Source organism: Enterobacter sp. WPR_3_1, from assembly GCF_003635055.1.
Lineage (GTDB): Bacteria > Pseudomonadota > Gammaproteobacteria > Enterobacterales > Enterobacteriaceae > Enterobacter > Enterobacter ludwigii.
This window is the reverse complement of record NZ_RBXU01000008.1, coordinates 123,106-137,183: the sequence shown is the minus strand read 5'-3', so window position 1 is coordinate 137,183 and position 14,078 is coordinate 123,106. Positions and strand designations below refer to the sequence as shown.

Annotated in this window: 16 protein-coding genes; 7 read left to right on the top strand and 9 right to left on the bottom strand. The window is 55.1% G+C overall.

Annotated elements, in window-relative coordinates; genetic code table 11:
* Positions 1-39: 39 nt before the first annotated feature.
* Positions 40-99 carry a protein YpfM gene (ypfM, locus tag BJ887_RS02425; protein ID WP_015572204.1) on the bottom strand — a complete coding sequence of 20 codons (60 nt, stop codon included), beginning with the start codon at positions 97-99 and terminating at the stop codon, positions 40-42.
* Between the two features lie 387 nt (positions 100-486).
* Here ypfM and BJ887_RS02420 point away from each other — a divergent pair, with 387 nt between their 5' ends.
* The 3 genes from BJ887_RS02420 to BJ887_RS02410 are packed head-to-tail and all read left to right on the top strand — an operon-like array spanning position 487 to position 2,197.
* Positions 487-837 (top strand): ArsC family reductase, encoded by a 351-nt coding sequence (locus BJ887_RS02420; RefSeq protein WP_121339165.1) that lies wholly within the window; start codon positions 487-489, stop codon positions 835-837.
* Between the two features lie 10 nt (positions 838-847).
* Positions 848-1,975, top strand: coding sequence for a succinyl-diaminopimelate desuccinylase (dapE, locus tag BJ887_RS02415; RefSeq protein WP_014171110.1), 1,128 nt, complete (start codon positions 848-850; stop codon positions 1,973-1,975).
* 24 nt (positions 1,976-1,999) lie between these two features.
* Entirely contained in the window at positions 2,000-2,197 is a 198-nt protein-coding gene (locus tag BJ887_RS02410) for a YpfN family protein (RefSeq protein ID WP_014171111.1), read from the top strand.
* Positions 2,198-2,233: 36 nt separating this feature from the next.
* Here BJ887_RS02410 and ypfH read toward each other — a convergent pair whose 3' ends face one another.
* The 6 genes from ypfH to dapA form a co-directional block, all read right to left on the bottom strand.
* A complete protein-coding gene (gene ypfH / locus BJ887_RS02405) occupies positions 2,234-2,929 on the bottom strand; it encodes an esterase (RefSeq protein WP_020883070.1) in 696 nt (231 codons plus the stop codon).
* A gap of 73 nt (positions 2,930-3,002) precedes the next feature.
* Entirely contained in the window at positions 3,003-4,976 is a 1,974-nt protein-coding gene (locus BJ887_RS02400; RefSeq protein WP_032678662.1) for a tRNA(Met) cytidine acetyltransferase TmcA, read from the bottom strand.
* Positions 4,976-5,845, bottom strand: a complete 870-nt coding sequence (locus BJ887_RS02395) for a neutral zinc metallopeptidase (RefSeq protein ID WP_121339163.1) — start codon at positions 5,843-5,845, stop codon at positions 4,976-4,978. Before BJ887_RS02395 ends, BJ887_RS02400 begins: the two co-directional genes overlap by 1 nt.
* Positions 5,846-5,964: 119 nt before the next feature.
* Positions 5,965-6,678, bottom strand: coding sequence for a phosphoribosylaminoimidazolesuccinocarboxamide synthase (purC, locus tag BJ887_RS02390; protein ID WP_008501631.1), 714 nt, complete (start codon positions 6,676-6,678; stop codon positions 5,965-5,967).
* Positions 6,679-6,787: 109 nt separating this feature from the next.
* The gene (gene bamC, locus BJ887_RS02385) at positions 6,788-7,822 is read right to left on the bottom strand and encodes an outer membrane protein assembly factor BamC (RefSeq protein WP_020883067.1); all 1,035 of its coding nucleotides are present in this window, start codon (positions 7,820-7,822) and stop codon (positions 6,788-6,790) included.
* Positions 7,823-7,838: 16 nt separating this feature from the next.
* On the bottom strand, positions 7,839-8,717 hold the full coding sequence (dapA, locus tag BJ887_RS02380) for a 4-hydroxy-tetrahydrodipicolinate synthase (RefSeq protein ID WP_014171117.1): 879 nt from the start codon (positions 8,715-8,717) through the stop codon (positions 7,839-7,841).
* A gap of 145 nt (positions 8,718-8,862) precedes the next feature.
* Between dapA and BJ887_RS02375 the strand changes: the two genes are divergently transcribed.
* Both BJ887_RS02375 and bcp read left to right on the top strand, forming a co-directional pair.
* Complete coding sequence (locus BJ887_RS02375) at positions 8,863-9,432, top strand: glycine cleavage system transcriptional repressor (protein WP_047356595.1); 570 nt, start codon at positions 8,863-8,865, stop codon at positions 9,430-9,432.
* Positions 9,432-9,902: a thioredoxin-dependent thiol peroxidase gene (gene bcp / locus BJ887_RS02370; protein ID WP_047743042.1), complete on the top strand. Its 471-nt coding sequence runs from the start codon at positions 9,432-9,434 to the stop codon at positions 9,900-9,902. Before BJ887_RS02375 ends, bcp begins: the two co-directional genes overlap by 1 nt.
* Positions 9,903-10,023: 121 nt before the next feature.
* Here bcp and BJ887_RS02365 read toward each other — a convergent pair whose 3' ends face one another.
* Positions 10,024-11,088, bottom strand: a complete 1,065-nt coding sequence (locus BJ887_RS02365; protein ID WP_014171120.1) for an AI-2E family transporter — start codon at positions 11,086-11,088, stop codon at positions 10,024-10,026.
* Between the two features lie 221 nt (positions 11,089-11,309).
* Between BJ887_RS02365 and bepA the strand changes: the two genes are divergently transcribed.
* Together bepA and arsC are read left to right on the top strand one after the other, a co-directional pair.
* On the top strand, positions 11,310-12,773 hold the full coding sequence (gene bepA, locus BJ887_RS02360) for a beta-barrel assembly-enhancing protease (RefSeq protein ID WP_020883065.1): 1,464 nt from the start codon (positions 11,310-11,312) through the stop codon (positions 12,771-12,773).
* 18 nt (positions 12,774-12,791) lie between these two features.
* On the top strand, positions 12,792-13,148 hold the full coding sequence (gene arsC, locus BJ887_RS02355) for an arsenate reductase (glutaredoxin) (protein ID WP_014171122.1): 357 nt from the start codon (positions 12,792-12,794) through the stop codon (positions 13,146-13,148).
* Here arsC and BJ887_RS02350 read toward each other — a convergent pair.
* Positions 13,145-13,969 carry an XRE family transcriptional regulator gene (locus BJ887_RS02350; protein ID WP_121339161.1) on the bottom strand — a complete coding sequence of 275 codons (825 nt, stop codon included), beginning with the start codon at positions 13,967-13,969 and terminating at the stop codon, positions 13,145-13,147. The genes arsC and BJ887_RS02350 overlap by 4 nt on opposite strands.
* Positions 13,970-14,078: the final 109 nt, after the last annotated feature.

The following is a 14,078-nucleotide window of genomic DNA, read 5'->3' as shown; positions in this document are numbered from 1 at the left end:
TTTTACTTATTTAAGTGCTCTTGCAATTCTTACTGAATGTCATTTACGAAGCATGCCTTCGATAAAATCTTTCCAGTTCCCCAGTTCACGTTCAATCATAACTACCTCTCTTATTATTATGCGCATTCTACGAAAACGTATCATCATTGTGAAGACCGTCTAACCTATCGCTGTGATTGTACCCCGCTACTGTCAGGGATTTATGATAAATATGAACGCAGGGCCTTAAATTTTGTGTGACGCTCAGCAATATTTTGAAATAACCATACAGGCAGGTGAGATTTAAATTACCGCCTGAGTTCATTAGCATTTTCGGTCTTATGGACATCTATGCTTAAATGATGAAAGAATATTCAGCGTACAGTTGTGAGTTGAATTAAGAAGAAGTGTAAATCAAGACAATTCCTGAATGTGTTATATTCCACTTAAGGATATATCTTCGAAATTACTGAACATTTAATCATCATAAGAACAAAAGGATTCACCATGGTTGTGATGTACGGCATTAAAAATTGCGACACCATCAAAAAAGCACGCCGCTGGCTGGAAGCGAGCAACGTGGAGTACCGTTTCCATGACTATCGCGTTGACGGGCCTGATGCAGAATTTCTGCATACCGCTATCAAGGAACTGGGTTGGGAGGCGCTGCTAAATACCCGTGGTACCACCTGGCGTAAACTGGATGAAGCCGTCCGGGCTGGCATCACCGACGCCGACAGTGCCGCCAAACTGATGCTCGAAATGCCGGCAATCATCAAACGCCCATTGCTCTGCGCGCCCGGGCAGCCTATGCTGCTGGGTTTCAGTGAAACCCTTTATTCCGACTTTTTTCGTTGAGGTGTAGTTTATGTCATGCCCGGTCATTGAGCTGACTCAGCAGCTTATTCGCCGTCCCTCCCTTAGCCCGGACGACGCAGGTTGTCAGGCATTAATGATTGAGCGCCTGCGTGCCATCGGTTTCACCGTTGAACGCATGGACGTTGGCGACACCCAGAACTTCTGGGCGTGGCGCGGTCAGGGCGAAACGCTGGCCTTTGCCGGACATACCGACGTCGTTCCCGCAGGTGATGCGGATCGCTGGATCAACCCGCCGTTTGAACCGACTATCCGCGATGGCATGTTGTTCGGGCGCGGTGCGGCAGACATGAAAGGCTCGCTGGCGGCGATGGTCGTGGCGGCAGAGCGCTTCGTTGCCCAACATCCGAACCACAGAAACCGCCTCGCGTTTCTGATCACCTCTGACGAAGAAGCCAGCGCCCACAACGGCACCGTGAAGGTCGTTGAGGCGCTGATGGCCCGCAATGAGCGTCTCGACTACTGCCTGGTTGGTGAGCCGTCCAGTACGGAAGTGGTGGGAGACGTCGTCAAAAATGGTCGCCGTGGTTCGCTGACCTGCAATTTGACCCTTCATGGCGTTCAGGGGCACGTTGCCTATCCACACCTGGCCGATAACCCGGTCCATCGCGCGGCACCGATGCTGAACGAACTGGTGACCATTGAGTGGGACAAAGGCAATGAGTTCTTCCCGCCGACCAGCATGCAGATTGCAAACCTGAAGGCCGGTACCGGCAGCAACAACGTGATCCCGGGTGATTTCTTTGTCCAGTTTAACTTCCGCTTCAGCACTGAACTGACCGATGAGATGATCAAAGCGCGCGTTATCGCGCTGCTGGAAAAATATAATCTGCGTTACACCGTGGACTGGTGGCTTTCCGGCCAGCCGTTCCTGACCCAGCGCGGCAAACTGGTGGATGCGGTAGTGAACGCCATCGAGCACTATAATGAAATTAAGCCACAACTGCTGACGACAGGTGGCACCTCAGACGGACGCTTTATTGCCCGGATGGGGGCCCAGGTTGTCGAACTGGGGCCGGTGAACGCAACCATTCATAAAATAAATGAATGTGTGAATGCTGCTGATTTGCAGCTGCTGGCCCGTATGTATCAACGAATTATGGAGCAACTCGTCGCCTGACGAACGCTCTGAGAGGAATAGCGAATGGACTGGCTTTCAAAGTACTGGTGGATTCTGGTGTTAGTGTTTCTGGTCGGCGTGTTACTTAACGTCATTAAAGATCTTAAGCGCGTTGATCACAAAAAGTTTCTCGCCAACAAACCGGATCTTCCACCGCATCGTGATTTTAACGATAAGTGGGACGATGATGACGACTGGCCGAAGAAAGACCAGAAGAAGTGATTCTCTGTCCCCTCTCCTGCGGGAGAGGGGGCTACATCACATAAACTCGACGATATCATCGTCATTTGGCTTGCCGCCGCTGAGCGCTTCATCAAAGTAGTGCTTCGGTACGGTATAACGCAGATGATCGAGCGCAAACTGCATGCTGCGGTCATCAATCGCGTGCCCCAGATCGTCTACAATATCCAGCGTCACATCCCCGCCTTCGCGGATCAGTGCTTCCTGCGCGGCAACCGCATGCGAAAGTTCAATCACACGGTCTTCACCACCGTGGATCAGATGGATCGTGGTCTGCGTCGTCGCGCGTTGCGGTAACGTCGCAAAGCGCCCGTTAAAAGCAATCACACGCGACACCAGGCCTGGCTGCGCTTTTACGCTCTCCAGGGACATGATAGACCCCTGCGAAAAGCCAATCAGCGCGGTCGCATCGGCACCAACGCCGCTCTGCTGCTGCCAGTAACGCACGGTGTCGATAAAGACAGGCATGACGGCGTCAATACGTGCCTGACGGTTCTCTTCCGTAACGCCCTGAACGGAGAACCACTGCCGTCCGTTCGGACCACACGGCTCCACCCCGCCAATACTGACAATCAGCGCCTGCGGAAATATCGGGGCAAACCAGCTGCCAATCTGGCCCATATTGACGGCGTTATCGCCAACACCATGAAACAGAAGCAGTAACTGTTTAGCCGGTTTATCAGGGCTTTGAACAACAAAATGATCGTGTTTCATGGCGGTCTCCTTATTTGATGGCCTGGATTCTACGCCTCTCAGGAGGAATGACCATGCCACTTTACTGAAGAAGTCATTGAAAAAATTGCCATTGCAAAATGTCGTCTTTCAGCTGCTGACAGCGTGCAGGTTCAAGGCTTTCAAGCGCTTGCGCCGTTTCACTGCGAAGCCTGGCCAGTAACGCTTTTCGCCCCGAAAGAAGCAGTTCAGCGCTGAGCCGGGCGTCATCACTTCTCGCCTCCACTTTCCCGCGCAGGGCGGGCAGCGGCATGTCCACGCTTAGCAGCAACCGTGTTAACGCCGCGACGGAGGTAGAAAACGCGCGGTGGGCAAAGGCAAAGCCCGCCAGCTCCAGCCAGTCGTCACTATTAAGGGTAGCCTCCCAGCCATCGTCCACCGGGATCTTTTCACCGTTCAGGGCCGATAACACGCGCGCATCGCGGCGCAGTCGCTGATGCGCCTGCTCACACAGCTGTCGCCCCGCGTCGCTGAGGGGCAGCAAGGCCATTGCGGTATAACAGCCGCTGCTGGCTTCGCGATGGCTGCCCATGCGCACCAGCACAAAGCCGCATCGCTGCCAGAAACGCCACAGTTCATCGGTATAGCCAAAGCTCACCGACAGGTAATCCTCGCCGCTTGCGTTGCGGATCAGTGCCTGTCCGATGCCTTCCCGTTGACGACGAGGATGTACCGCTATTCGGGTCACCCGTCGGCCTTTGAGCGTCGCCGCCAGCGGGGAGCCGCCATGCGCGGCAAGGGACTGCGCCACCAGGTTCCCGCGAGGACGGCGGAACCCCGCCCAGACGGCACGGCTGAGCTGTGCCGTTAATCCCCCCTCTTCCACCAGCCAGAGCGCCCCGGCAATGACAGAGTCCGTTTGGGCGACGGCGAAGTGCTGGCCGGGCGCGTCCATCATGCGGCGTAAATCAAGCGGTGAGGTGCGGTAATGTGCCGCACAAAGCAGCTCATACACACTCGCCGCCAGCGCCGGGTTGCTCGCCCAGGCTTCCGGAGCCAGAGAGGTCAACTGTATGGCGCCTGTTGGGCTGCGATCGATAAGCGTATCGTCAAACAGCAGTGCGCTGGCGACGACCCGCTCAAGAGGACATCCTGCAGCCCAGCGTACCGGGGTTGATAAGGTATACCGCTGCAACCCGCTGAACCGGCTACAGAACTTAAGCAGAAAGCCTCTTCCTGTTCCTTCGTAACCCTGCACCGTTGTGGTCAGCAGGACGCACGGGAAACGGTCGACCAGCTTTTCAAGCAGCGGTCCGGGGATAGCGGCGGCTTCGTCGACAATCAGCCAGTCGGCCTGCTCTTCAGAGGCCAGCAGCGCGTCCGGGGCCATAAAGTGAAAACGTTCGCCGGCAAAACGGGCGATAACCTCCGTCGCCCCTTTTGATGGCGCGGTGACAATGGCACTGCCCTGCGTGCGGCTCAGCAGCATTCCCGCCAGCGCAGACTTCCCGCGTCCGCGCGGGGCCGTAACGGCCACAACGCCGCGTTTCATGGCCAGGAGTGCTGCCAGGATCTCAGCCTGCTCGCGCTGCGGCGCACCGCTGGCAGGCTGCCAGTCAGGGGCGTCGGATCGTGCGGGAAGCGATAAAGGCTGGTGCTGAAGCCAGACTATCGCCTCAGGATCCTCGGCAATCGTCCGGCAAAAGTGGTGAATAAAATTTGGCGTGGCGATGGGTTCGGCGCTGTCACTCCAGCGCAGGGAATCGCTGTCAGGTTGTTCCGCCCACACGTCAGGGGGCGGTACCAGCAGCACCAGAAGGCTACCGGCACGCAGCGTCCCGCTCAGGGCCGCAAAGGCTGAGACGTCAAACCCGGCGCGGGCATCAAAAATTGCGTGCCGGAACTCGCGTCCCAGCAGCCCGCTGATGGCTCTGGACGCGTTATCCGCCAGCCACAGCCAGTCTCCGGGCAAGGCATCACGCAGGGCTGATGCCTGCGTGAATGTCCACTGCTCATCGCCGCTGAGCACCACCAGCTGACGATGACCTTTGTGCTCAAGCTCGCGAATCAGATGTTCAAACGCCACCATTACATGGCTTTGCCGAAGGTATTACACTGCGCAGGGTCACCGCTGTCGAAACCGCGTTTGAACCAGCTGTATCGTTGTTGTGACGTGCCGTGAGTAAAGCTGTCCGGCACGACGCGGCCCTGGCTCTGCTGCTGAAGACGATCGTCACCGATAGCCTGCGCGGCATTGAGCGCCTCTTCCAGGTCACCGGATTCCAGTACGCCCTGCTGCTGCATATTGTGCCCCCAGACGCCCGCGAAGCAGTCCGCCTGCAGTTCCATGCGTACGGAAAGACGGTTTACCTCAACCTGAGAGGCGTTTTGCTGAAGCTGGCGTACTTTGGGTTCTATCCCCAGCAGTTTTTGCACATGGTGCCCGACTTCATGCGCAATGACGTAGCCCTGGGCAAAATCGCCGTCAGCGCCAAGCTTGCGTTTCATGTCATCATAGAAAGAGAGATCGATATAGACGGTGCTGTCTGCCGGACAGTAGAACGGCCCCATCACCGACTGTCCGGTGCCGCATCCGGTACGGGTTGCGCCACGGTACATCACCAGCTTGGGTTGCTGATAGGTACGCCCCATTTTTTCGAACAGCTGACCCCAGGTTTCTTCTGTGGTGGCGAGAATAACGGAGGTAAATTTGGCCGCTTCATCCTCGTTCGGGCTGATTGAGCGCTCAGAATGCTGCTGTTGCTGCAGAGGCTGGCCGGTCATTAAACCGGTCAGATCGACACCGTAGTACCCCGCGACCAGCACCACAATCAGCAGAATAATCCCGCCCTTTCCGCTGGGTAACCGGAAGCCAGGCCCACCCATTGAAGGACCGCCGCCGCTATCGCTGCGCCTGTCTTCTACATTGTCACTTTCACGACGCCCTTGCCAGCGCATAACCACCTCGAACTATTCCATTAATAATAGCTATGATCGTAGGCGGTTAACGGCAAGATTACCATAGGAAACAAGGGTAAGACGCCAAAGGATATACATATCCTTTGGCGATGAGGGAGTTAGTCGAGCTTAACGCCTAAACGGTGAGCAACCGCTTCGTACGCTTCAATCAGGCCACCCAGGCTCTGACGGAAACGGTCTTTGTCCATTTTATCCAGCGTTTCTTTATCCCACAGACGGCTGCCGTCCGGAGAGAACTCATCACCCAGAACCACTTCGCCTTTGAACAGGCCGAACTCCAGCTTGAAGTCGACGAGGATCAGACCCGCGTCATCAAACAGTTTTTTCAGCACGTCGTTGGCTTTGTAGGTCAGTTCTTTCATGCGCGCCAGGTTCTCTTTATTCACCCAGCCGAAGGTTTCGCAGTAAGAGTCATTGACCATCGGATCGTGCATGGCATCGTTTTTCAGGAACAGGTCAAAAAGCGGTGGATTCAGCTCAATACCTTCTTCAATACCAAGACGCTTCACCAGGGAGCCTGCTGCGCGGTTACGAATGACGCACTCAACCGGAACCATATCCAGTTTTTTCACCAGACATTCCGTATCGGACAACAGCGCTTCCATTTGGGTCGGGATACCCGCTTCGGCCAGTTTGGTCATAATGAAGTGGTTGAACTTGTTGTTCACCATGCCTTTACGATCGAACTGCTCAATGCGTGCGCCATCCCCTGCTGACGTATCATTGCGGAACTCGAGCACCAACAGATCCGGGTTTTCCGTGCTGTATACGGTCTTCGCTTTGCCACGATACAACTCAGCTTGCTTCTGCATCTTCATTACTCCTGGTGTGATGATTGGTGTTCAAAACTGGGGATATTATGCCACGCACACGTTTGCGTAGCACGAAAATAAAAAGGGCTGGATTAACCAGCCCTCGTATTTATTTGCTGAATGCAGCCTGGAAGACGGCCACCAGCGCATCGTTCTGCGACTGGGTCAGCGTGTGGCCTTTCGGATCGATAAACTGCAGACTGCTGCGGTTATCGAGGTCACCTACCTGAATCTTGTAGTCGCCGGAAGCCAGCTGTGGATCGGTGGCGCCCAGTTCCTGCCATGCACTGTCAGACAGCGGCTTATAGGTTGCCGTCATGCTACCGGTTGAACGGGTGCTGTCGGTCACTTTCATGCCCACTTTTTCCAGCGTCGCTGGCAGGCGCTGCCAGGTCTGGTTAAACGGTGCACGCACAACCAGCATTGGCAGACCGGTGTCATCCGCACCGCTCTGAACGTCAAACGTCGCGCCGTTGCGGCTCTGCGCTGCGTTAGCGGCGTCGCTGGCGTTCTTATCCAGACCCGCGGCAATCACGTTCAGCATTTCAGTGCTGTAACGCTGCATTGATGCGGCATCCGCAACCGGTTTACCCGCCTGCTCCAGGTTCAACAGCTTAACGGTAACCGCCTGCTGATAACCCTGAGGTTTAACGGAGACTTGATAACGCCCACGGTACTGCTGATCTTCGTCCAGACGGTTCCACTCGATCCAGTCGGTGGTCAAGGTCTGGCTGGCATCATCGCGTTTATCGATGGTGTAGTTCTTCGCCTGAATGACGCTCACAACCTGCGGCCACAGGGTGGTACCGCGGGCGCTTTCAACCAGCAGCGACGCCGTATCACCGGTGAACTGGGTACGCGCCCCGCTCACCAGCGCCAGAGGCTGTGCTGGCGGACGAATATCGAGCGCTTTACCGACCAGGCCGCTGCCGTTGGTCACGGGAATATTGTAATCGCCGTTCTGAATCGGCAGGATCATACCAGCCGGTGCGTGAAGTTCAGCAAGCGGGGTCGCATCCAGATAGGATTCATCACCGCTCACCTGGCGCTTGTAGCGCGAGTCTGAACTACAGGCAGCGAGCAGCATAACAAGCGAAACACTCGCAACCTTCGCCAGGCGCGACTTCTGTACTGAATAAGCCATCAAATCTCCCTAAACTCTACAGCAAACCGGCATGCTTCAGCGCTGCTGTGACAATTTCACGACCGTGGTCGGTAATCGGTGTCATTGGCAGACGCAGCGTATCGGTTGCTACAAGTCCCAACTCCTTACACGCCCATTTCACGGGGATCGGATTGGGTTCGACAAATAATTTATTATGCAACGGCATCAGACGCTGATTAATCACGCGAGCTTCATCAAAGTGACCGGCAGCCGCCAGTTTGCACATTTCAGCCATATCGCGGGCCGCAACGTTCGCCGTTACGGAGATCACGCCATGGCCACCGAGCTGCATAAAGTCCAGTGCGGTCGCATCATCGCCGCTCAACAGGATAAAGTCGTCTGAAACCAGCTCTTTGATCTGATGAACGCGGCTTAAGTTCCCTGTCGCCTCTTTAATCCCGATAATATTTTTTACTTTCGAGAGACGACCAACGGTTTCCGGCAGCATATCGCAGCCAGTACGGGACGGCACATTATACAGAATTTGTGGCAAGTCAGTATGTTCTGCGATGGCTTTGAAATGCTGGAACAGACCTTCCTGAGTAGGACGGTTGTAATAAGGGGTCACCGTCAGACAGCCCACGATGCCGCTGTCGTTAAAACGTTTGGTCAAACTGATAGCTTCTGCCGTGGCGTTAGCGCCTGTCCCTGCGATGACCGGGATACGCCCGTCAGCCAGTTCCAGGGTCAGCATCACCACATCGCCGTGCTCTTCGTGGCTTAGCGTTGCAGATTCACCGGTAGTCCCTACCGAAACGATCGCCGAGGTTCCATTGGCGACATGGTAATCAATCAGCTTCTTCATGCTTGACCGGCAGACATTACCTTTTTCATCCATCGGTGTAACAAGCGCGACAATACTTCCCGTGAACATGAGCCATCCTCTGTGCGAACAAGAGCCTCAATGGTACGTTTGGAACTGTAATAAAAGCAAGCGACCTGAGGCCCTCAGGCGGTTGTATGCATGTTTTTTTTATGCTTTCCTTAGGAAGACTTAACCATGCAAAGGAAGAACAGGTTTGACAACCTCATCACAACATTACCTGGTTATCACTGCGCTGGGTGCTGACAGGCCGGGTATCGTGAACACCATCACCCGCCATGTGAGCAGCTGCGGCTGTAATATCGAGGACAGCCGTCTGGCTATGCTGGGCGAAGAGTTCACGTTTATTATGCTGCTGTCCGGGACATGGAATGCCATTACCCTTATCGAATCGACCCTGCCGCTCAAAGGTGCGGAGCTGGATTTGCTGATCGTGATGAAACGCACCACTGCTCGCCCACGTCCGGCCCTGCCCGCGACCGTCTGGGTGCAGGTTGAAGTCCCCGATTCCCCCCATCTGATTGAGCGCTTCACCGCGTTATTTGACAGCCATGAGATGAATATTGCCGAACTCGTTTCCCGAACGCAGCCGGGTGACGGCAGCGCCATTCCCACCCTTTTTATTCAGATTACCGCACACAGCCCTGCCTCGCAGGATGCGTCAAATATCGAGCAAGCGTTCAAAGCCCTCTGTACAGAATTAAACGCGCAAGGCAGTATAAGCGTCGTCAATTATTCGCAGCATGAACAGGATGGAGTTGAGTAATGAACCCACTGAAAGCCGGTGACATCGCACCGAAATTTAGCTTACCTGACCAGGATGGTGAGCAAGTAAATTTGACCGACTTCCAGGGACAGCGTGTTCTGGTCTATTTTTACCCGAAAGCCATGACCCCGGGCTGCACCGTACAGGCCTGCGGCTTACGCGACAACATGGACGAGTTGAAAAAAGTCGGCGTGGAAGTGCTGGGTATCAGCACCGATAAGCCAGAAAAGCTGTCACGATTTGCTGAAAAGGAGCTGCTTAACTTCACGCTGCTTTCTGACGAAGAGCACCAGGTATGCGAGCAGTTTGGCGTCTGGGGCGAGAAGACCTTTATGGGCAAAACCTACGACGGCATTCACCGTATCAGCTTCCTGATTGACGCGGACGGTAAAGTTGAACATGTGTTTGATGACTTCAAAACCAGCAACCACCACGACGTGGTGCTGAACTGGCTCAAACAAAGCGCCTGATCGTTGGGCTGCGGCTTCGCCTGACCCGACCTACGCGGTAAATGCAATACGGTAACGCAGGTTACCGTTTTTGATATTTGCCCCTCTCCCCACGGGAGAGGGTATCAGGCCGCACAACTATCTACTTATCCTCAACCGCGGGCACATCCGGCCACGCGTGAACCACTGCTTTGATCAGCGTTGCCAGCGGAATGGCAAAGAACACGCCCCAAAATCCCCACAGCCCGCCGAAAATCACCACGGATAAGATAATCACCAACGGATGCAGGTTCACCGCTTCGGAGAACAGCACCGGCACCAGCAGGTTGCCATCCAGTCCCTGAATGATCAGGTACACCGCGAAGCAGCTCCAGAACTCGGTCCCCAGACCAAACTGGAACAGCGCAACGCCGACAACCGGAATGGTCACCACAAAGGCACCGATGTAGGGAATGAGCACCGACAGCCCCACCAGCACCGCCAGCAGCAGCGAGTAGTTAAGCCCGAAAATTAAAAAACCAATCCAGGTAGCCACACCCACCACAATCATCTCCAGCACTTTGCCGCGAATGTAGTTGGTGATCTGCTGGTTCATCTCTTCCCACACCTGCCCGGCCAGCCCGCGATTACGCGGCAGAATGCGCCGCACCGCGTTCAGCATCTGCTCTTTATCTTTGACGAGGAAGAAAACCATTAACGGAACGAGGACAAGGTAGACGGCCAGTGTGAGCAACCCTACCAGCGACGCCAGGGAATATTTCACCACGGAATCACCCATTGTCATGATGCGGGCGCGCATGTTTTCGGCCATCGCATCAATGATCCCGGCATCCATCAGGGCGGGATATCGGCGCGGCAGCGTGGCGGCAAAATCAGAAAGCTTATTCAGCATGCCGGGCATATCGCGGATAAGGTAAATCCCCTGTTGCCAGGCCACAGGCATAACGACAAACGACATTAACAGCAGAATGCCGACAAACAGCACCAGGACGATACTGGTCGCCCAGCGACGGGAACAGCCTATATTTTCCAGACGCGCCGTTGGCCACTCCAGCAGGTACGCCAGCACAATCGCGACCAGCAGGGGGGCGAGAAGACCGCTGAAGAAGAACAGAATGCCGAATCCGGCGACGAGAATAACCAACAAAGCAATGGCTTCCGGGTCGCTAAACCGACGGCGGTACCACTGCATTAACATTTCGAGCATACAACCCTTCCCTGAATCGGATGGCGGGAGTGAGAACGTGAATTGTATCTAACTGTCACAAAAAAGACTTTCGCTTTTTGTCTCCCTGCCACGATCCGCAAAACCCTGATGAATGGGATTTTCTTCATGCCTCAACACGGCTACACTCGCAGGGCAGTGGAGATGAACGATATGCCGGTTCATCGGTCAAATTAGCACATCCCAAATACAGGACAGTGGTTATGTTCAGGCAGTTGAGAAAAACACTGGTTGCGACACTGATTGCCGCACTGACGGTCGGTCAGGTGTTGCCAGCTTTCGCTGACTCGTCCGATTCATTGCCGGACATGGGCACTACAGCAGGAAGCACGCTCTCCATTGGGCAGGAAATGCAGATGGGGGATTATTACGTTCGTCAGCTGCGTGGCAGTGCGCCGCTGATTAACGACCCGTTGCTGGTTCAGTACATTAACGGGCTGGGCATGCGCCTGGTCGCGCACGCCAACTCGGTAAAAACCCCCTTCCACTTCTATTTAATCAATAATGACGAAATCAACGCCTTCGCCTTCTTTGGCGGCAACGTGGTGCTGCATTCGGCGTTATTCCGTTACTCTGATAATGAAAGTCAGCTGGCCTCGGTCATGGCGCACGAAATCTCTCACGTCACCCAGCGCCACCTTGCCCGCGCAATGGAAGACCAGAAGCGTAACGCTCCGCTGACCTGGGTTGGCGCATTGGGTTCCATTCTGCTGGCAATGGCCAGCCCGCAGGCCGGGATGGCGGCGTTAACCGGTACGCTGGCGGGAACACGTCAGGGGATGATCAGTTTCACCCAGCAAAACGAACAGGAAGCGGATCGTATTGGCATTCAGGTGCTGCAACGTTCGGGCTTTGACCCGCAGGCCATGCCGAGCTTCCTCGAAAAGTTGCTCGACCAGGCGCGCTACTCCTCCCGTCCGCCGGAAATTTTGCTGACGCACCCCTTACCGGAAAGCCGTCTGTCGGATGCGCGTAACCGTGCCAACCAGATGCGCCCGGTCGTGGTTCAGTCGTCGCAGGATTTCTACATGGCAAAAGTGCGAACGCTTGGAATGTACAATTCCGGGCGTAACCAGCTGACCAGCGACCTGCTGGATGCGCTGGCGAAAGGCAACGTGCGTGAGAAAAACGCGGCTCAGTATGGCCAGGCGTTACAGGCGATGGAAGCCAGCAAATATGACGAAGCGCGTAAAACGCTGCAGCCACTTCTCGCCGCCGATCCGAATAACCCGTGGTATCTCGATCTCGCCACGGATATCGATCTGGGGCAGAAAAAAGCCACCGATGCGATTAATCGCCTGAAAGGGGCAAAAGAGGTGCGGACTAACCCGGTGCTTCAGCTTAACCTGGCGAATGCTTACTTACAGGGTGGTCAGCCTGCTGAAGCGGCGAACATTCTGAACCGCTACACCTTTAACAATAAAGACGATCAGAACGGCTGGGATCTGCTTGCCCAGGCAGAAGCGCAGCTGGGCAACCGCGATCAGGAGCTTGCGGCACGCGCCGAAGGCTTTGCCCTGGTGGGGCGTCTTGATCAGGCGATTTCCCTCCTGAGCAGTGCCAGTTCACAGGTTAAGCTCGGCAGTCTGCAGCAGGCCCGTTACGATGCGCGTATCGATCAGCTTCGCGGTCTGCAGCAGCGCTTTAAGCCGTACGAGAAGATGTAATAAAGGAGAATTCAGGTCATGACAGACGCGGTAAAAATCTACCACAACCCACGCTGCTCGAAGAGCCGCGACACCCTTAGCCTGCTGAAGTCGAACGGCATTGACCCGGAAGTGGTGCTGTATCTGGAGACACCGCCAGATGCACAGACGCTTCGTCAGCTGCTGCACATGCTGGGAATGGGCAGTGCCAGAGAGCTAATGCGCCAGAAAGAGGACCTGTATACGTCGCTCAATCTGAATGACAGTCGTCTAACCGAGGCTGAGCTGATTCAGGCGATGGTTGAAAATCCGAAACTGATTGAGCGCCCCATTGTGGTCGCAAACGGCCAGGCGCGTATTGGACGCCCGCCGGAAGAGGTGCTCGAGATTCTCTAATCCTTACGCCGCAGCGCTTCCAGAAAGGCCTGCGGCGTGCTCTCTCCCAGCTTTTTCTGCGCTTTGCCCCGATTGTAAAACTCGCACATCTCGATCAATACCTGCCCTAACGGAACAGCATTCACTCGTGGAATGATGTCGCCGAGCGGTACCGCAACCTGCACGGCCTTGTGCCTGGTCGGCTGTACTTTTACGGCAGGTTCACCCGCGGGTAAGTCGGGTTCAAAACCGAAAGTCTCAACAGATTGGATATCAGCCGGACAGGCGTTCAGCAACTCACACATCCAGTTGTTCAGCAGCTGTGATGAAATTCCCGCATAGAGCCGGGCATAACACCAGCCGCTCACCGGTTCGCGCCCCCACAGCAGATGCTGCTCCCCGCCATCATCCATATGCAGCGATAAAGGCTGGTGATGCACCAGCAGTTTTGTGGGTAAAACGCCTGCCTTTAGCGCTTTTTTCCCCTGAAGTTCAACGCCCTTGCGTTTCGCAGAAGCGGGACGGAGATAACGGTTCAGTGTCGCCCGCGAAACGGAAATCCCCAGCACCTCGTTAACCAGCAGCAGCAGTTCATCCAGCGGTGCGCCCGTGATATCACGCAGCGCATTAACGAGGTCAACCTGCTCTTGTCTCATCGCTTTGTGTATCACTTTTGGGGTCGTATGGTTGTCAGAAACCCGATCGCGATTGCGCCATCGCCGCACGGTCGTCACGGAAATACCCAGCTCTATAGCCAGTTCTCTGTCGCTTTTGTCGGATTGTTGCAGATAGCGACGGATCCGCGGCGTGGTGGTGGCATTGGCGTGCAATTTGATTTCCATCGCTGTAACTCCATAACCAATCTCATGAGATTTATAATATCTTAGCGAGTGCTTTGTGACCTGTTTCACCTTTCAGCCACCGCGCTTCACTGATAATCCACAGACATAA